The sequence below is a fragment of the Nodosilinea sp. LEGE 07088 genome (genome assembly GCF_015207395.1).
In the GTDB taxonomy this organism is placed as follows: domain Bacteria; phylum Cyanobacteriota; class Cyanobacteriia; order Phormidesmidales; family Phormidesmidaceae; genus Nodosilinea.
In genome coordinates this window covers 39,327-56,697 of sequence record NZ_JADEWX010000012.1, presented here as the reverse complement: position 1 = coordinate 56,697, position 17,371 = coordinate 39,327, and the positions used below count along the sequence as shown (strand labels likewise).

Below are 17,371 nucleotides of genomic sequence, written 5' to 3'. Positions count from 1 at the left end.
GATAGGGCAATTGGGGTGACCAAAACCCAACTTGCTGCCAAAATCAGTGATTTATCAATTCCCCGTGTAGTCCCAACCTGAGGTAGCGCAATGGCCACCCTGGCATCGACCCAAGCCAGCCTACAGATATTCGCGCTTGAGGTAGGGCTGCAATACCTCGGGCACCCTTACCGAGCCGTTGGCCTCCTGGTAGTTTTCTAAAATAGCGGCCATGGTACGGCCAATCGCCAAGCCAGATCCATTCAGGGTGTGCAGGTACTGGGTACCCTTTTGCCCGGCAGATTTAAACCTCACATTGGCGCGGCGAGCCTGAAAATCAAGACAGTTCGAGCAGCTCGAAATTTCGCGATAGCTCTCCGATGAAGGCATCCAGACCTCAAGGTCATAGGTTTTGCAGCTCGAAAAACCCAGGTCGCCGGTACACAACTCCAACACCCGGTAGGGCAGCTTCAGCTGTTGCAAAATGTCTTCGGCATCGCGCACCAGAGCCTCTAACTCATCAAAGGAGCTGTCGGGGTGAACAAACTTATACATTTCCACCTTATTGAACTGGTGAAGGCGAATCAGGCCCCGAGTGTCTTTGCCATAGCTGCCCGCCTCGCGGCGAAAGCAAGGCGTGTAGGCGCAGTAGTGAATGGGGAGCTGATCAGCAGCAAGAATTTCGTCGCGGTGCAGGTTGGTGAGGGGCACCTCGGCGGTGGGGGTGAGCCACAGATCATCGTTGCGGCACTGAAAGCTCTCTTCGGCAAACTTGGGCAGTTGCCCCGAGGCCGTTAAAGCCGCTGAGTTAACCAGGTAAGGGGGCATGACTTCGTAATAGCCCGCCTGGATATGGCGATCGAGCATAAAGGAAATCAGCGATCGCTCAAGGGCGGCACCCACCCCCATCAGGGCCACAAAACGGCTCTGGGCGATCTTCTCAGCCGCCCGCTTAAAGTCGAGAATGCCCAGCGTTTCACCAATTTCCCAGTGGGGCTTGGCAGGCTGTTGGGGGAGGTATTCATCGCCCCAGCGCCGCACTTCCACATTCTCGGTTTCATTGGCCCCTACCGGAGTCGAGTCGCTAGGCAGATTGGGAATCGCCAACAAAATCGCGTCGATCTGCGCTTTGATGTCGCGCTCTTGGGGTTCTAAGGTTTGCAGCTCGGTCTTGACCTGGTTACCTTCTGCCTTGAGGGCGGCAACCTCGGGCCCATTTGGAGCAGCTCCAGCCTTGATGGTTTGGCCCACTTGCTTGCCGATCTCGTTGCTGCGGGCCTGGAGCTGCGATCGCGCGGTCTCGAGCTGGCGCTGCTGCTGATCGAGCTCCAGTAGAGGAGCCAAGTCATACTCTCCTCGCTTACCCAGAGCCATCTGTACCCGTTCCGGATTTTCCCGTATTTGCCTCAAGTCAAGCACAGCAGTCCCCTAAACTCTATCGTTCAAAACATAGCCATCCACAAACAGGCAAACCCCCTGCCGCCAATACAACAGAATATCAGCAAACACAAAAATTCCCCGGGGCAAACACGATGCGTCGTTACCGGGGAATTGAATAACGGGTCAACGGCGACCCTAAAACACCTGCTCAATCTCAGCAATCTCAGGGATAAACTCCCGCAGGCGACGCTCAATGCCCATACGCAGGGTCATAGCAGAGCTAGGGCAAGAGCCGCAAGCGCCCTGCAGGCGAAGCTTAACTACGGGGCCATCGATCTCTACCAGCTCTACATTGCCACCATCGGCCAGCAGGTAGGGACGGAGTTCGTCCAGAACCTGCTCTACATTGGGGGGGGTTAGTGCAAGGGTTTCCATAGGGTAAATCTGCCAAACGCATGGGTGAACTCTTACCATTCTAAAGAATTTGCCCCTAAATCAAAGCTCAGGCTCAATACATTTCTCCAGATAGGGCAGCAAATCTCAATGTTACGACACTGTTTAGACGGAGTAGACGGTTGATCTTGCAGACCAACTCAGCCCCTCCCGCCAGCGGCAACGACTAAAACGCTGCTCTGAACAAGCGGCCTAGACCACACGTAAGTTGGGCTGTCACCCATACAAAAAAGGGGAGCACAAAAAAGGGGAGCGATGGTCGCTCCCCTTTGCCGATTAAGCGTTTGCCTACTTACATCAAGCCGATCTGAGACAAAATGCCTTGGCCAGTCATAAATTCAGTGGCGACACCAATTACAAAGCCAAGCATAGCCAGACGGCCATTCCAGGTCTCAGCAAAACCAACGAAGCCAAACTTGTTGTCGTTGTTTTCCATAACAGATATCTCCTAGATGTATACGAAGGGACAATAACTAACATCCTGTCACTTATCTTAACATATAGTTTTTTCGTCGTGGAAAGATATTGTGCGTCTCTTCACGAGATGCTGACAAATACAACGCTCAGGCACACAAAAGGGAGCAGGTAAGCTGCTCCCTTTTGTGTCAAACCCATGAGTTTGCCGACTATTTACATCAAGCCAACTTGAGACAAAATGCCCTGGCCAGTCAGGAGCTCGGTAGCAACACCTATCACAAAACCCAACATGGCCAGACGGCCATTCCAGGTCTCAGCAAAAGAAACAAAGCCGAACTTATTGTCGTTGGTTTCCATAGTGGATATCTCCTAATGTAGATTACGGGGCGGAAATCAATATCTTGTTACTTAACGTAACACATTTTTTGAGGTCGTAGTCCAGAAACGTTGACTTGCTGGTATGACATCAGCTTGAGGAAGCTTCAAGTCTGAGGGGTCAGGCCTCAGTAAGCCCTACAGGTTGGTGAGCCAGGTGACAATGCCGTGGCCCGTCAACGCTTCAAATAGAATCGCCGAAACAAAACCAATCATAGCCAGACGACCATTCAGCTTTTCGGCGTATTCGTTAAAGCCAAACTGCTGACTATCGTCTACATAGACCTTGGGCTCGACAGCGTAGTTGTTTAAGCGACCGCCATCTTCTGTGGTATACCCGCTCGTGGTCATAATGTTAAGGTCTCCAGCTAATTCTTTCTTCGAGTATTGTAACACAATGTAAACAATTGTTGCAATAATTGCAACAATTCATTGATCTATTCCGCAGCAGCTCTTAGCCCAAAAGTTTTTAGCGTTTACCAGTGGTGAGCCCAGAACCATGCCGTCGATTGATTTAGACAACACCACCGTTTTGGTGACCGGTGCGTCTCGAGGCATTGGCGCTGCGATCGCCCGTACCCTCCACGAGGCCGGGGCAGCGGTGATTCTCCATTACAGCCAGGGAATCGTCGAAGTCAATCAGATCGCTGACGAACTGGGGCCTGAGCGCGTGCATTTGATTCAGGCCGATTTAGCCCTCCCAGGGGCAGGGCAAACCTTGTGGCAGCAGGCCCTAGACTGGCAAGGCAGTCTTGATGCTGTGGTCAACAATGCCGCTATTATGCCTACTGCCCCGATCTCCTCCGCTTGGGAGCAGTGGTCTACCGCCTGGCAAACCACTATCCAGGTCAACTTGATTGCTGTGGCCGATCTCTGTCGAGCCGCCATTGCCCACTGGCAGACCCAAGGCGGCGGCACCCTGGTTAACCTAGCCAGTCGGGCAGCCTTTCGTGGCGATGGCCCTGAGTTTATGGCCTATGCCGCCTCCAAGGGTGGCGTCATCGGGTTGACCCGCTCGATTGCGAAGGGGTTTGCCCAGGATGGTGTGCGAGCCTATGCGATCGCACCCGGCTTTGTGCGCACCGACCGCATCGAGCAGGTCATGGCCGAACGGGGGGCCGACTACGTTACCCGCGACATCCCCATGGGTGCTCCGGCAGAGCCTCAAGATATTGCCAATCTGGTGGCTTTTTTAGTCGCTGGCCTCGCGCCTCACGCGACTGGGGCCACCTTTGACATCAATGGGGCCTCGTACTTTCATTAGGCTTTCATTAGGTCAGTCTTGGAGGGGAGGGTAAGAACGCCTCCCATTTCATTCAAACTCAAGCCCAGCGCACCGCCGCTGGCCGAGTCTCCACCAGCAGCTTGCCCCGCGAGAAAACATGGGTCACCGTGGCGGTGCGGCGCAGGGCATCGTAGGGGCTGGTGGCATCTAGCACAATCAGGTTGGCGGGTTTACCCACCTCTAGGCCATAGGCATCCCCTAGGGCCAGGGTTTTGGCTCCATTGGCTGTAATCATGTCATAGCAGGCTGCAATTTCATCCTGACCGGTCATCTGGCACACATGGATAGCCATAGCAGCGACCCCCAGCATGCTGCCATCGCCTAGGCTGTACCAGGGGTCTTGCACGCAGTCGTGGCCAAGACTGACATTGAGGCCCTGCTGCCACAGCTCTTTTACGCGGGTGACGCCGCGCCGTTTGGGGTAGGTATCGGTGCGCCCCTGGAGGGTGATGTTAATCAGCGGGTTGGCGATAAAGTTGATGTTGGAACGCCCCAGCAGCCCCATGAGTTTGAAGGCGTAGGCGTTGTTGTAGCTGGCAAAGGCCGTGGTGTGGCTGGCCGTCACCCGAGCCCCAAGCCCCGAACGCACGGCGTTGGCAGCTACAACTTCTAAAAAGCGCGACTGGTCATCGTCGATTTCGTCGCAGTGGATATCAATCAGGCGATCGTAGCGCTGGGCTAACTCAAAAATATGGTGCACCGACTGCACCCCGTCTTCGCGGGTCATTTCGTAGTGGGGAATGCCGCCCACAGCATCGGCCCCCAGGTTTAGGGCTTTTTCCATCAGCTCGAGATTGCCAGGGCTACCGTAGAGACCATCCTGGGGAAAAGCCACCACCTGCACGGTAATCCAGTCTCTGACCGCATCGCGCACCTCCAGTAGCGCCTGGAGGGCGACCAGGTTGGGTTCACTGACGTCAGCGTGACTGCGCACAAACAGCACGCCCTGCTGGGCCTGGAGTTTGAGGGTCGCGATCGCCCGTTCTTTGACATCGTCGAGGGTGAGCGACTGTTTGCGATCGCGCCAAATTTCAATTCCCTCAAACAGGGTACCGCTCTGATTCCAGCGAGGTTGACCGGCGGTCAAAGCTGAATCCAGGTGGATATGAGACTCGACAAAGGGAGCGCTGACCAGTTTGCCCCCCAGGTTAAGTTCCTGATGAGCCGAGGCGACCAGTTGCGGCGCTAGGGCACAAATGATGCCCTGATCTAGACCTATATCCACTGCCTCACCGCTGGGCAATCGACAGTCGCGCAAAATCAACTCCATAGCCCCCATCTTCTACAATTCAACCTATGCTGTGCTTTGGTCTTAACTATATCGAGTGCATTGGGGCAAAAGCTTGCGGTAGCCTACAATAAACCCCGGCTTTCTCCAATAGAGAGAGCCGGGGTTTGAAGCAAACAGGCCAAAGGGTTTATCAACATCCTTGAGGCAGCAACACCCTAGCGGGCTGAGGTGGCAAACAGCCCTGGCGCATAGGACTCAATCACTTTTCCGGTGCGGGCGCAGGTGATCATGAGATAGTCACAGGCAGCACATTGGGTACGCACTAGCTGGTCAGGATAAATATAATGTCGTTCTGCTAAATGTCCACAATTGGGGCAATGAACCTGTTGAAAAAAGCTATTCATAGTTTTGACTCCGGCAGCGCTTTCAAGACGATAAATCAGATATTTTATGGGCAATTTTGGGAACTAATTTTAGTCAAAAACAATCTCGCAATGAGTTGCACCCCTGCGAGATTGTTTTTGACTGCTATTGGGCAATCGCAAGCTAAAAGTTTGCTTTCCTTAAGTACTTATTATGTCTTGATTTTTAACAGGGTGCAACCTTATTTTATTAATCCTTAATCTTGGGATCAACCTCGGAGCAATGATCCCCGCTTTTAGGTAAAGGTACTAGGGTCACAATTCAGCTGTAAGTTCGGCTAATGAAGTTGAGTAATAGTGAGCTGAGATTGTATGACATTTCGATCGCTAGGCTCGGATCCTGACCAATGATTTATGACCTATTGCAGCGGCTTGGACTGAGCTGCAACAGCGCCATTGGCTGCATTCGTAAACCTGTTGCTGGATCGTCAAACCGTAGCCTCCTAAATCTAAACCACTGTTCTTTATTCAATGCTTATTTGTTATGCGCTACCGAATTCGCCATCTTACTCGCTATCACTACCAGCAGTCTGTCACCCTGCGCCCTCATACCCTGCGCCTACGACCTCGCAGTGACGGGGCCCAACAGTTAATCCACTTTGACCTTGCGGTTAACCCCAGCCCAACTCGGCAGGCAACGCTTACCGATACCGACGGCAACAGCACGGTAGGGCTATGGTTTACTCCTACTCCGGTCGATCAGCTCGAGATGATCACAACGGCCACGGTAAACACATCCCGCACCAATCCTTTTGACTACCTGGCCGAGCCCTGGGCAGCCACACTACCCATCGATTACCCCGCCACCATGAGTGCTGTCTTAACTCCCTACTTTGCCCAGCCCCATGCCCCAGTCATTGCCCCGGGGGTGGTAGACCTAGCTCAGAGCCTGGCCCATCAGACCGAGGGCAATGTGGGCTTATTTTTAACAGCCCTGACCACTCATATCTACACCACCTGCGATTACACCAACCGACTGACCGGCAATCCCTGGCCGGGGGGGGTGACTCTGGCTAAAAAGCTGGGTAGTTGTCGCGACTTTGCGGTGGTCTTTATAGAGGCCTGTCGGGCGGTAGGCCTCGCGGCTCGATTTGTCAGTGGGTACGAAGAAGGCGACAGCACCATGCCTGAGCGTGACCTGCATGCCTGGGCCGAAGTGTATGTGCCAGGTGGCGGTTGGCGAGGGTTTGACCCCACCCATGGCCTAGCGGTGAGCGATCGCCACATTGTTCTAGTAGCCAGTCCCTTTCCGGCCCAAACCCTGCCCATCAGCGGCACTACCCACGAGGGCAATCGAGTTAGCTCTAGGCTAGAGACCCAGATCCAGATCGAAGTAGACGATACCGTGGGGCCGCCACCGGCTCAGCCGTAAGTCTGCTCTCAGCGTAAGCTACAGGATGAGATCACTAGCGGCCGATAGTTTCACGGGCACGCTGGCGCAGGTCTTGGGCCGGGGCGTAGTCGGGATCAAGCTGTAAGGCTTTTTCTGAGGCGATGATGGCCTGGTCGTAGCGATTTAAAGCCCAGGTCGCTTCACCACGAACCGTCCAGGCCTCGGCCGATTCCCGATTGCGGGCGATCGCTTGGTCAATAGCCGCGATCGCCTCGGCCGATCGCCCGAGTTTTTGCAACACTCGGCCCCGATCAAGCCAGGCCTCAAACATAGCGGGCATTTGGCGATTGGTGCTTTCATAGAGGGCGAGCGCCGCCAACAGTTTGCCCTGCTGCTCTTCAGCATTCCCTTTGCTGCGTAACGCCGCAGGGTAGTAGGTACTGTAGGCCAAGGCATCGTCGCAGGCAGCAATGGCCTCAATCGGTCGCTTGAGGGAAATTAGGGTTTTGCAGCGCCCCAGGTAGGCCGGTGCGTAGTCGCTCTGCGCAGCCACAGATTCGTTGTAGGTGGCCAGAGCGTCGGGATAACGTCCCTGACTCCACAGGCGATCGCCCTGGCGACTCAGGTAGACAGCTTTTTCTTCAGCAGGCAACAGCAGGCCGAAATCAATCAGCGGAGAGGGCACCTCGGCCCGTTGGAAAGGGAGTACGTTACCGGAGAGCAGGGCTGGTTGGAAGCCAATCGTAAAGCCGCTGCGCCAAAGCCCCAGCCCCAACCCCAGAGTTCCTAGCACAGCCCCGGTCGCCAGCATTAGCAGCCAAGAATGCCGCTTGGAGAAGGCCGACATGAGCCCTGGCGTCATCGACCGCTTTGGCTCGACCGGTGGTGATGCGGCCAGCACACCACTATGGCTGGAGTCTAAATCGACCGGAAACAGTGACGTCGAGTCTTGGTCATCGGCAAAAGCCGTGGGTTCGGTCGTTTCGGTAGGCCCCATGGCCGTATTCGTGTCATCCCCGGGAAAGGTTGGCCCACGCCCCCGAGTACCCTTCATCCAGGTTCGATAAATCTGAGTACCCACCAGACCGTGGAGAGGATTAGGTAGGTTTTGTAGCGCTGCCAGCGCCTCTTGGGCGGTAGGGTAGCGATCGCGAAAGTCATAGCGAACCATCTTATCGAGCACTGTCGCCAATGGCGACGACACCTCTGGCGCATATTGACGCCAGGCCAATTCGCTGGTAATCGGGTCTTCGTCAATCTTTTGGGGGTACATCCCCGTCAGCGCTCGAATACCCAATATACCCACCGCGTACACATCGCTGCTAAAGCGAGGCTTACCCGCATACTGTTCGTTAGGCATATAGCCATGGGTACCAATCGCCACCGTAATATTGGTGGCCCCAGTTTCAGCATCGAGCAACGGCGACGAGGTCACCTGCTTGACTGCACCAAAGTCAATCAGCACTAGCTTGCCATCACGGTGGCGACGAATGAGGTTAGACGGCTTAATATCTCGATGAATCACCTGCTGACCATGCACAAACGAGAGAATCTCTAGCACCTCTTGCAGCAGCAGCACTACACGGGTTTCGGACCAGGGTTTCCCCTCCTCCACATGGCGGCTAAGACGGCTCCCTTCGATATATTCTTGGGCCAGATAAAATTCCTGATCTTCCTCAAAGTGAGCCATCAGTGCCGGAATCTGGGGATGACTACCCAACTGATAGAGCACTCTGGCTTCGGTATCAAACAGACGACGAGCCATATCTAGGGTGCCGGTATCTTTATCCTGCACCTTGAGTTGCTTAATGACGCAACGGGGATGATTCGGCAGGTGCACATCGTTCACTAAGAACGTGCGGCTGAATCCTCCGGATCCTAGCCGCCGAATGACCTGATAACGACCTCCCAATAATGTTTGATCCATGCTGCCCAGCATTTTTTGTCAGCCTGGCGATTAAGCTCAACCTTTAAAGGTCACATCTCTACTAGAAACCCGTAGACAACCCCAAGCCCTAGTATTGCTTGGCAGCAGTCAGCTACCATGCCGGTCTCCCCTCAGCCCCTGTGATCCCAAACAGTCAACCAACTGACGCCCCAATGGACTAGTTTAACGAACCCAGCGTTGGCCTAGATCATCTATGTCCAAAGCGACAACAGCTCCTAACAAGTGCACCCGTTTTAGTTTAAGTCCTGTAAGCACTGCCTTAATCCGCTTAAACTAGCTTCTCCAAAATCAGCCAATCTTTCCCAGCAACCTACACTAAGTTTCACAAAACAATTGCAATAAATATGTTAATCCTGGCCTGAATAGCGGCCTGAAGGAGTTTATCGGTACGGACTGAGCTAGCTACCCCATGGCTATTTTGGGCAATATTAGCTTAACAGTTGTCATCCTCCCTGCCCAACCGCATCGGCCCAGCGCTCCTAGGTATCTCAGTTTATTCATTTCCTCTAACTTCGTATCTCTTTGTGACGGTCGTCTCTATGCCACAGCCCTTATCCACCCAGCCTGAGTTTTACTTGACGGTACTCAGCCAGCTATCAGAGGCGATTGTGGTGATTGACCAGGCAGGGGGAATCGTGTTTTGCAACCCTGCAACTGAGGCGCTTCTACCAGGGGGATTAGAAGGACTAGCAGTCCCCAATAAGACTACTGCGTACCAGGTACTAGACCCTCATCATCGGCCCTTGGTCGCCGCCGAGCTCCCTTTAAACAGGGCGCTGTCGGGCCAGCACCTCAACAACGAAGAGCTGCTGCTGGTGATGGCATCGCCTCCCTGTCATCGCTGGGTCACCGTCACCAGTTGCCCTTACCCAGGGCCAGGGTCAGGGCATAGCCTGCTCACCCTGCGAGACATCTCTGCCTCTAAGCAGCGGGAGGCCACCTTGATAGCCCAGGCCTTTCACGATACGCTCACCGGATTGCCCAATCGTCATTTGTTTATGGATCGGCTGAGCCATGCGCTGGCCTTAGCCCACGAGCATCCTAACGGGCTCATGGCGCTGCTATTTATCGATTTGAATCGATTTAAAGTGATCAACGATAACCTGGGCCACCGAGTCGGAGATGACGTGCTAGTTGAGGTAGGCTCCAGACTACAGGCAATAGTGCCCCCTGATTGCACCATTGCTCGCCTGGGAGGCGATGAATTTGCTGTATTGGTTGAGGATATTGCCACCAGCTCCAGCGCTATTGATCTAGCTGAGCAGCTCTATGCTGCTATTGGCCAACCGTTTTTGCTGCTGTCCCAGGAAGTCTATATTAGTGCCAGCATTGGCATTGCCCTGGGCCCAGCTACCTACCAAAGTGCCGGAGAGTGGCTACGCGACGCCGACGTTGCCATGTATCAAATTAAAGACAAACCCAACCAGATGTGGCACATTTTCGATAGTTCACTACGCATGCAGCAAAACCTGCGTCTGCAGACAGAAATTGACCTGCGCCAGGCTCTAGCAAAAGGCGAGCTACGCTTGCACTATCAGCCCATTGTGACGATTAGCAACCAGGAGATTTGTGGTTTTGAGGCCCTGGTGCGATGGCAGCACCCGACTCGGGGGCTGCTGCCACCGGGAGAGTTTATCCATATTGCAGAGGCTACAGGGCTAATTATCCCCTTGGGCTGGTGGGTGATGACCGAAGCCTGCCGCCAAATGCAGGCATGGACCACGACTTATCCTGTCATGGCCGGTTTTACGGTCAGCGTCAACATGTCGAGCAAACAGTTTTCTGAGCACAATCTAGCTACAAAGATTCAGGAGATTATAGTTAAAACAGGGTTTGACGCCCATCGGCTCAAGATTGAAATTACTGAAGGAGTGCTGATTGATCACTCAGATACCATCATTAAAACCCTAGAGCAGATCAAGGCTATGGGGATCAAACTCTTGGTCGATGATTTTGGCACTGGCTATTCATCTCTCAGCTACTTGCATCGCTTTCCCTTTGACTGCCTCAAGATCGATCGGTCGTTTATTGAAAACGCCGACCAAGACTTTGAGAAACTAGAGATTCTACAGTCGGTGGTACGCCTGGCCTGGAATTTGGGCCTCGACGTAGTGGCAGAAGGGATTGAAACCCCGCGCCACTATGCCCAACTCAAAGCACTGCGGTGTGAATTGGGGCAAGGCTATCTATTTTCACGCCCCCTTGCCCCTGAGGCGGTAGAAGCTATGATTATGCAGAAATTAGCCCACTCGTTAGACCATACTCCAACGGTCTAGGGTTGACTGTGACAAAGATTGAACGGCATACAGCCCTCACCACGGCCCGCCAGCACATTCACAATACCGGAGACCAGCCCTGAGTCTCTATCGCGTTGGTCGATCCAGATTGAAGCGGGAAGACGAGTCAATGTTTGACTCGATTGAGCTCAATCAATTTAGCTGAGTAGTCAGCACCTGTTTGAGGCGACGCCACTGCGATCGCACCCAGACCCAGAGCCGTTGATGGAGAGGGTAGCGGTGCATACCACAACGTTTGAGCTGCTCCAGCATATGGGCTAGGGCAGAATCTCCCTGAGCCAGCTGCGCGGGCACACAGTGGGGTTTATGTTGACAAGAGGTACATAACATTGAGCGTTTTACCTAGCAGAGTTCGCGAATAGAACATGTCGGATCTAGAACCCAATATAGGGGTGGGGGTTCCTACCTCCTATATTTTGCTTCGTCCACATTAAAAGCTGCTTACCATGAACCGAATTCTTTCTGAAGGATTGCGATCAGGGCAGCGCAGATAGGCGGCCTGAGGTCAGTTAAATTTCTGGCAGCGTTAATGTTAAGGCCCTTTAGGCTAGAGGCTAGCCTAGGGTCACCTTGCGGTAGGATAACCGCAAGCCTTGTCAGATTTTTTAGGTGGCCGCTATGCCTGTATCGACAACTGCCTTACAAGAGGTGCGCCAGCGCGATCGCGCCTACCTAGAAGCCCATAGTCCTTACCAGCATCTCCAGGCTCTGCCTGAAATTTGGCCCATCGTGGCCGAAAAATATGGCGATATCGTCGCTCTCCACGACCCCCACAGTCAGCCGGTAGCCACCCTTACCTATCGTCAACTGGCCGAGGCCATTCGCACCTTTGCCAGTGGGTTGCAGGCCATAGGGGTCAACTATCAAACCCATGTGGCACTCTTTGCCGACAATAGCTACCGCTGGTTTATTGCCGACCAGGGCATTATGACCGCCGGGGGCATGAATGCCGTGCGCAGCGCCACTGCCGAAACCGAAGAGCTGCTCTACATCGCCGAACACAGCGAGAGCACTGTACTGATAGTAGAGTCGGTAGCCCTGCTGAAGCGCCTTGGCGATCGCCTCCACACCCTGCCCATTGCCCAGGTAATTTTGCTCTCCGACGAGGTGCCTCCCGAGGGCGATCGCGTCAAAATTCTGAATTTTAGCCAACTCATGGCCCTGGGGGCCGAGCACCCCTACCAGCCAGTTAGCTTCAAACCCGAGGACTTGGCGACGCTGATTTACACCTCCGGCACCACCGGACAGCCCAAGGGGGTCATGCTCAGCCACCGCAACCTGATGCACCAGGTCAACACCCTGGAGGCCGTGGTGCAGCCCGAGCCCGGCGATCGAGTGGTGGGCATTCTCCCCTCCTGGCATAGCTTTGAGCGCACCGCCGAATACTTTCTGTTCTCGCGCGGCTGTACCCAGACCTATAGCAGCATTCGCCACCTCAAAACCGACCTCAAAACCACCAAACCCCAGTACATGGTCGGGGTGCCCCGGCTCTGGGAATCTATCTATGAGGGAGCTCAAAAGCAGTTTCGCGACCAGTCGCCCGGCAAGCAAAAGCTGATTTTCACCTTTTTTGGCCTCAGCCAGCGCTACGTCGAGAACCTCTGGCGCTACCAGGATATGAAAATTGACGAGCCCAATATTTCCCCTCTCAAGCGGTTGAGTTCGGGGCTGGTAGCTCTGGTTCTGTGGCCCCTACATCAGCTCGGCACAAAGCTGGTCTACAGCAAAGTCCAGGGGGCGACGGGGGGCCAGGTCAAACAGTTAATCAGCGGCGGCGGCTCCCTCGCCCGCCATATCGATATTTTCTTCGAGATCATTAGCGTGCCGCTGATCGTGGGCTATGGCCTGACAGAAACCGCCCCCGTGCTTTCGGCCCGCCGCCCCTGGCGCAACTTGCGCGGTGCCGCTGGCCAGCCTATCCCCTTAACCGAAGTCAAAGTGGTCGATCTCGACACCCGCCAGGAGGTACCCCAGGGTGTAACCGGTCTGGTGATGGCCCGCGGCCCGCAAATTATGGCAGGCTACTACCGCAATCCCGAAGCCACCCAAAAGGCGATCGACCCTGAGGGGTGGTTCGACACTGGCGATCTGGGGTGGATGAGTCGCGATGGCAATGTGGTGCTCACGGGCCGGGCCAAAGACACCATCGTGCTCACCAACGGCGAGAATATCGAACCCCAGCCCATTGAAGATGCCTGCATTCGCAGCCCCTACATCGATCAGATTATGCTGGTAGGCCAAGATCAGCGATCGCTCGGCGCGCTCATCGTGCCTAACGTGGAGGCGCTCCAGACCTGGGCTGCCGCCCAGGCGCTTTTTGTTGCTGTCGCCGGCGATGACACCCCGGCCCCCGCCAACTGCATCGCCATTAGCCTCGACGATGAGCGGGTACAAAAACTGTTTCGCAATGAGCTCAACCGCGAGGTCAAAGACCGTCCCGGCTTCCGCCCCGACGATCGCATTGGCCCTTTCCGCCTGATTCTAGAGACCTTCTCGATCGAAAACGGGCTCCTCACCCAGACGCTAAAAGTCCGTCGCCCCGTGGTTGCGACCCGGTATCGCGATATGATTGACGCGATGTTTGTATAGCGCCAGGTGACGTGAAGGTTTCACCAACCTGTAGCTAGGCCCGGCAAAGTATCCGACCTCGCCCTACTGTGGTGACAGTCGGTATTGGTAATCTCTTTAGTACAGTCAGATTATGGATGAGAATCAGTCGTTACTGCTCAAGCGAGTAGTCAACATCAAGGCTATTGTGACCCCCCTCTGGAAGGAAGAAGCCCAGAAACAGCTGCAAGCTCAAATCAACCAAGTTGACGGTCGCCTGCAACAGCTCGAAATGCAGGGGCAGCGCATGGTCGCCGAACTGCAAAAGCAGGCTGAGACCCAGCCCAACAGCGGTGCTGCCATTCAACAGCAGATGGGCAATATTCAAAACCAACTCAATCAAGATAAGAGCAAGCTGCTACAGCAAAAAAATCAGAGCCTACAGCAGCTTCAGGAGGTACAGACCCTAGCGATCGATGCCGAAGTCGATCAAGGCAAGGTCGAAAGTTTTTTTAACGTGTCGGTAGGCGACAATCTGGTAAGTAAGCTCCAGGTTGAAATCTTGATCAAAGATGGGGAGATCCAAGAAATTCGCGGCGAACTGTAGCAGCAGATCGCCAGAGATCAACCCCAAAAGTTTTGCTCCTAGCGCTGCCGCGCTGTCGCCACCCAAACCTTAGGTTAATGATTGAGCTGCAGCCCTTAGAGCAGCTTTATCTGAAAAGGCTGTCGCAAGGGCATGGTGATCGCTTAATTTAGGGTTGATATTCAGAAAGGCTTCAGCCTTGGCGATAGAATAAACCCTGGGTATCTCTGCTGCTCTGTTTTTTAGCCCTGTTTCGGAAGCCACCTCCATGATTCGCGAAGTTTTCATGCCTGCCCTGAGCTCAACGATGACCGAAGGCAAGATTGTATCTTGGGTGAAAGCCCCTGGCGACAAGATTGAGAAGGGCGAAACTGTGGTGATTGTCGAGTCCGATAAGGCCGACATGGATGTAGAGTCGTTCCATGAGGGCATTTTGGCTGCCATTGTGGTAGAAGCGGGGGGCACGGCCCCGGTGGGAGAGGCGATCGCCCTGCTAGCCGAAACCGAGGCCGAAATTGAAGCGGCCCAACAGCAGGCGGCGGCTAAAGCAGGTGCCGCTGGTGGCGATGACGCCGCCGCCCCCGCTGCCGTGGCCGCAGCCCCGGCCCCTGCTGCCCAAAATGGTGCTGCCGCTGGCTCTAGCCGCAGCGATCGGGTAATTATTTCGCCTCGCGCCCGCAAGTTGGCTAAAGAACTCAAAGTAGACCTAACCACCCTTCAGGGCAGCGGCCCCCATGGCCGCGTTGTGGCCCAAGACGTGGAGTTAGCCGCTGGCAAGACCCCCACACCGGCTGCTCCGGTAGCCGCAGCGCCTGCACCGGCAGCCCCCATAACACCTGCACCCAGCGCTCCGCCCGCGCCCAGCGCTGCCCCGCTGGGTCAGGTCGTCTCCTTTAATACGCTGCAACAAGCGGTAGTGCGCAACATGAGCGCCAGCTTGACCGTTCCTACCTTCCACGTGGGCTACACCATTACTACCGACAACCTCGACGCGCTCTACAAGCAAATCAAGTCTAAGGGCGTGACCATGACCGGGCTATTGGCCAAAGCTGTTGCCGTCACGCTGCAAAAACACCCGCTGCTCAACGCGGGCTACACCGACGAGGGCATTCAGTACCGGGCCGGTATCAATATCGCCGTAGCCGTGGCCATGGAGGGCGGTGGCCTGATTACTCCGGTGCTCAAAAGTGCCGATCAGTCCGACATTTACTCGCTCTCGCGCACCTGGCGCGACCTGGTAGAGCGATCGCGCTCTAAACAGCTCCAGCCCGATGAATACAACTCGGGCAGCTTTACCCTGTCAAACCTCGGCATGTTTGGGGTCGATCGCTTCGACGCCATTTTGCCGCCGGGCCAGGGGTCAATTTTGGCCATTGGTGCCTCGCGCCCTACGGTAGTGGCCACCGCCGATGGCCTCATGGGCGTGAAGCGGCAGATGCAGGTTAATATCACCTGCGACCACCGCATTATTTACGGTGCCGATGCCGCCGCCTTCTTGAAAGATTTGGCCGATGTCATCGAGAACAAACCTCAGTCATTGACGCTGTGAGGTTTAGCGTCAAGCCAGTAGGCTCTGTTCGAGCTACCTTCCTTGCAGCGGAGGAGGTTTTTTAAGTGGTTCGTAGAATAGCCCCGCCCCGACCAGGGCTTGATATTCTGAAGGCACTGCAACCTTTGCCTGCGGCCATTTATGAACTCAGTCGATCTCGCTTTCTTGCCTGCCCTCGAACAAGCGCGGCTGATGCGGGCGAGAGAAATCTCTCCCCTAGAGCTAACAGAGCTGTATCTAGAACGTATTGAGCGACTCAACCCAGCCCTGGGAGCCTACGTAACGGTCGTAGCTGAGCAGGCGCTGGCCGATGCCAGGGTCAAAACCGATCATCTGGCCAGCCACCCCGATGACCTACCGCCGCTGTTTGGGGTCACGGTGTCGGTCAAAGATCTCAACCCCATGGCGGGGGTGCCCTGTGCCTACGGGGTTAAAGCGGCCCGCGATCGCATTGCCGTAGACGACGACTACATCGTCGGCAAGCTGCGTCAGGCTGGCATGGTGATTTTAGGCAAAACCGCCACCTCCCAACTGGGGTCAATGCCCTACACCGAGCCAGCGGGGTTCCCCCCCGCCCGCAACCCTTGGAATTTAGACTACACCCCTGGAGGCTCTAGCGGCGGCGGGGCAGCAGCCCTAGCTGCCGGGCTGTGTGCCATCTCGCAGGGGTCAGACGGGGGCGGTTCCTTGCGAGGGCCAGCCTTTTGCTGTGGGCTAGTGGGCATCAAGGCGGCCCGGGGGCGGATTAGTTTCTCACCTCTGGGAGAGCGGCTCAACGGGCTGGCGATCAATGGTCCGCTAGGGCGCACCGTAGCCGACGCTGCCGCCCTGCTCGATGTGCTCAGCGGCTATGAGATCGGCGATCCCTACTGGCTCCCCGATCCCGATCCCTCGTTCTTAGCAGGGCTAACTACCCCACGCGATCGTCCCCTGCGCATTGGGTACGCTACCCGACTCGACCCCATTGGGGATGTTGACCCAATTTGCCGCCAGGCCATCTACGAGACCGCGCAGCAGGCCGAACAACTGGGGCATACCATTGAAGAAGTCACCTTTCCTGATATGGAAGAGCTGATCGAACCTTTTATTGTGGTGTGGCAATGCGTGCTAGCCGAGTTGGGGGTGCCCTGGATTGTGCTGGAGAAAATGAACCGCTGGCTCTACTGGCGGGCCTGGCGCGTCAACAGCGGCACTTATCTACGGGCCGTGGCTAAACTCCAGCAGGTGGCCCGTCAGATTGTGCGGTTTTGCCAACCCTACGACGTGATGATTTTGCCAGTCTACATGCATCCAGCGATCAAAATTGGGGAGTGGCAGGGGCTGCGATCGCCTAAAGTGCTCGAAAATGTAATTAACTGGGTCGCGCCCTGTCCTCCCTTCAATGCCAGCGGCCAGCCAGCCCTGTCCATCCCCCGGGGATTTGACACCAGCGGTGTGCCTATCGGCGTGCAGTTAGTGGGCCGTCCTGCTGACGAAGCTACCGTGCTGGCTTTGGCGGCCCAGCTCGAACAGGCCAGTCCCTGGATTGACCAACGCCCTAAATTCGCCACAGAAGACCAATAAATTCGT

At 55.3% G+C, this 17,371-nt stretch carries 17 protein-coding genes; 7 read left to right on the top strand and 10 right to left on the bottom strand.

The window, feature by feature from the left end:
• Positions 1-120: 120 nt before the first annotated feature.
• From serS to IQ254_RS05265, 5 genes are all read right to left on the bottom strand, one after another.
• Positions 121-1,398 (bottom strand): serine--tRNA ligase, encoded by a 1,278-nt coding sequence (gene serS, locus IQ254_RS05285; protein ID WP_193965121.1) that lies wholly within the window; start codon positions 1,396-1,398, stop codon positions 121-123.
• Positions 1,399-1,554: 156 nt separating this feature from the next.
• Entirely contained in the window at positions 1,555-1,794 is a 240-nt protein-coding gene (locus IQ254_RS05280; RefSeq protein WP_017299982.1) for a NifU family protein, read from the bottom strand.
• A 310-nt stretch (positions 1,795-2,104) separates the two neighbouring features.
• Positions 2,105-2,248, bottom strand: a complete 144-nt coding sequence (locus tag IQ254_RS05275) for a high light inducible protein (protein ID WP_193965120.1) — start codon at positions 2,246-2,248, stop codon at positions 2,105-2,107.
• Positions 2,249-2,442: 194 nt separating this feature from the next.
• Positions 2,443-2,586, bottom strand: coding sequence for a chlorophyll a/b-binding protein (locus IQ254_RS05270; protein WP_193965119.1), 144 nt, complete (start codon positions 2,584-2,586; stop codon positions 2,443-2,445).
• A 156-nt stretch (positions 2,587-2,742) separates the two neighbouring features.
• Positions 2,743-2,955 (bottom strand): chlorophyll a/b-binding protein, encoded by a 213-nt coding sequence (locus IQ254_RS05265; protein WP_193965118.1) that lies wholly within the window; start codon positions 2,953-2,955, stop codon positions 2,743-2,745.
• 148 nt (positions 2,956-3,103) lie between these two features.
• On the opposite strand from IQ254_RS05265, the gene IQ254_RS05260 reads away from it, so the two are divergent.
• Positions 3,104-3,868: an SDR family NAD(P)-dependent oxidoreductase gene (locus IQ254_RS05260; RefSeq protein WP_193965117.1), complete on the top strand. Its 765-nt coding sequence runs from the start codon at positions 3,104-3,106 to the stop codon at positions 3,866-3,868.
• A gap of 58 nt (positions 3,869-3,926) precedes the next feature.
• On the opposite strand, the gene codA is transcribed toward IQ254_RS05260, so the two are convergent.
• Together codA and IQ254_RS05250 are read right to left on the bottom strand one after the other, a co-directional pair.
• Complete coding sequence (gene codA, locus IQ254_RS05255; protein ID WP_193965116.1) at positions 3,927-5,168, bottom strand: cytosine deaminase; 1,242 nt, start codon at positions 5,166-5,168, stop codon at positions 3,927-3,929.
• Between the two features lie 167 nt (positions 5,169-5,335).
• Positions 5,336-5,524, bottom strand: a complete 189-nt coding sequence (locus IQ254_RS05250) for a replication restart DNA helicase PriA (protein ID WP_193965115.1) — start codon at positions 5,522-5,524, stop codon at positions 5,336-5,338.
• 502 nt (positions 5,525-6,026) lie between these two features.
• Between IQ254_RS05250 and IQ254_RS05245 the strand changes: the two genes are divergently transcribed.
• Positions 6,027-6,914, top strand: coding sequence for a transglutaminase family protein (locus tag IQ254_RS05245; RefSeq protein WP_193965114.1), 888 nt, complete (start codon positions 6,027-6,029; stop codon positions 6,912-6,914).
• Positions 6,915-6,948: 34 nt separating this feature from the next.
• Here IQ254_RS05245 and IQ254_RS05240 read toward each other — a convergent pair whose 3' ends face one another.
• Complete coding sequence (locus IQ254_RS05240; RefSeq protein ID WP_228040189.1) at positions 6,949-8,802, bottom strand: tetratricopeptide repeat protein; 1,854 nt, start codon at positions 8,800-8,802, stop codon at positions 6,949-6,951.
• A 560-nt stretch (positions 8,803-9,362) separates the two neighbouring features.
• Between IQ254_RS05240 and IQ254_RS05235 the strand changes: the two genes are divergently transcribed.
• Positions 9,363-11,099 (top strand): bifunctional diguanylate cyclase/phosphodiesterase, encoded by a 1,737-nt coding sequence (locus tag IQ254_RS05235; RefSeq protein WP_193965112.1) that lies wholly within the window; start codon positions 9,363-9,365, stop codon positions 11,097-11,099.
• A 153-nt stretch (positions 11,100-11,252) separates the two neighbouring features.
• On the opposite strand, the gene IQ254_RS05230 is transcribed toward IQ254_RS05235, so the two are convergent.
• A complete protein-coding gene (locus IQ254_RS05230) occupies positions 11,253-11,414 on the bottom strand; it encodes a hypothetical protein (protein ID WP_228040187.1) in 162 nt (53 codons plus the stop codon).
• Between the two features lie 324 nt (positions 11,415-11,738).
• Here IQ254_RS05230 and IQ254_RS05225 point away from each other — a divergent pair, with 324 nt between their 5' ends.
• Together IQ254_RS05225 and IQ254_RS05220 are read left to right on the top strand one after the other, a co-directional pair.
• Positions 11,739-13,709, top strand: coding sequence for a long-chain fatty acid--CoA ligase (locus tag IQ254_RS05225; protein ID WP_193965110.1), 1,971 nt, complete (start codon positions 11,739-11,741; stop codon positions 13,707-13,709).
• Positions 13,710-13,821: 112 nt separating this feature from the next.
• A complete protein-coding gene (locus IQ254_RS05220) occupies positions 13,822-14,274 on the top strand; it encodes a YlqD family protein (RefSeq protein WP_193965109.1) in 453 nt (150 codons plus the stop codon).
• Positions 14,275-14,343: 69 nt separating this feature from the next.
• On the opposite strand, the gene IQ254_RS05215 is transcribed toward IQ254_RS05220, so the two are convergent.
• The gene (locus tag IQ254_RS05215; RefSeq protein ID WP_193965108.1) at positions 14,344-14,541 is read right to left on the bottom strand and encodes a hypothetical protein; all 198 of its coding nucleotides are present in this window, start codon (positions 14,539-14,541) and stop codon (positions 14,344-14,346) included.
• On the opposite strand from IQ254_RS05215, the gene IQ254_RS05210 reads away from it, so the two are divergent.
• Entirely contained in the window at positions 14,522-15,802 is a 1,281-nt protein-coding gene (locus tag IQ254_RS05210; protein WP_193965107.1) for a dihydrolipoamide acetyltransferase family protein, read from the top strand. The genes IQ254_RS05215 and IQ254_RS05210 overlap by 20 nt on opposite strands.
• Before the next feature lie 141 nt (positions 15,803-15,943).
• On the top strand, positions 15,944-17,365 hold the full coding sequence (locus IQ254_RS05205) for an amidase (RefSeq protein WP_193965106.1): 1,422 nt from the start codon (positions 15,944-15,946) through the stop codon (positions 17,363-17,365).
• The last annotated feature ends 6 nt before the right edge of the window (positions 17,366-17,371 follow it).

Bases quoted from the DNA above. Each gene is read 5' to 3' on its own strand.
- IQ254_RS05280 (WP_017299982.1), bottom strand. From the start codon at position 1,794: ATGGAAACCCTTGCACTAACCCCCCCCAATGTAGAGCAGGTTCTGGAC.
- IQ254_RS05275 (WP_193965120.1), bottom strand. From the start codon at position 2,248: ATGGAAAACAACGACAACAAGTTTGGCTTCGTTGGTTTTGCTGAGACC.
- IQ254_RS05270 (WP_193965119.1), bottom strand. From the start codon at position 2,586: ATGGAAACCAACGACAATAAGTTCGGCTTTGTTTCTTTTGCTGAGACC.
- IQ254_RS05265 (WP_193965118.1), bottom strand. From the start codon at position 2,955: ATGACCACGAGCGGGTATACCACAGAAGATGGCGGTCGCTTAAACAAC.
- IQ254_RS05260 (WP_193965117.1), top strand. From the start codon at position 3,104: ATGCCGTCGATTGATTTAGACAACACCACCGTTTTGGTGACCGGTGCG.
- codA (WP_193965116.1), bottom strand. From the start codon at position 5,168: ATGGGGGCTATGGAGTTGATTTTGCGCGACTGTCGATTGCCCAGCGGT.
- IQ254_RS05250 (WP_193965115.1), bottom strand. From the start codon at position 5,524: ATGAATAGCTTTTTTCAACAGGTTCATTGCCCCAATTGTGGACATTTA.
- IQ254_RS05245 (WP_193965114.1), top strand. From the start codon at position 6,027: ATGCGCTACCGAATTCGCCATCTTACTCGCTATCACTACCAGCAGTCT.
- IQ254_RS05240 (WP_228040189.1), bottom strand. From the start codon at position 8,802: ATGGATCAAACATTATTGGGAGGTCGTTATCAGGTCATTCGGCGGCTA.
- IQ254_RS05235 (WP_193965112.1), top strand. From the start codon at position 9,363: ATGCCACAGCCCTTATCCACCCAGCCTGAGTTTTACTTGACGGTACTC.
- IQ254_RS05225 (WP_193965110.1), top strand. From the start codon at position 11,739: ATGCCTGTATCGACAACTGCCTTACAAGAGGTGCGCCAGCGCGATCGC.
- IQ254_RS05220 (WP_193965109.1), top strand. From the start codon at position 13,822: ATGGATGAGAATCAGTCGTTACTGCTCAAGCGAGTAGTCAACATCAAG.
- IQ254_RS05210 (WP_193965107.1), top strand. From the start codon at position 14,522: ATGATTCGCGAAGTTTTCATGCCTGCCCTGAGCTCAACGATGACCGAA.
- IQ254_RS05215 (WP_193965108.1), bottom strand. From the start codon at position 14,541: ATGAAAACTTCGCGAATCATGGAGGTGGCTTCCGAAACAGGGCTAAAA.
- IQ254_RS05205 (WP_193965106.1), top strand. From the start codon at position 15,944: ATGAACTCAGTCGATCTCGCTTTCTTGCCTGCCCTCGAACAAGCGCGG.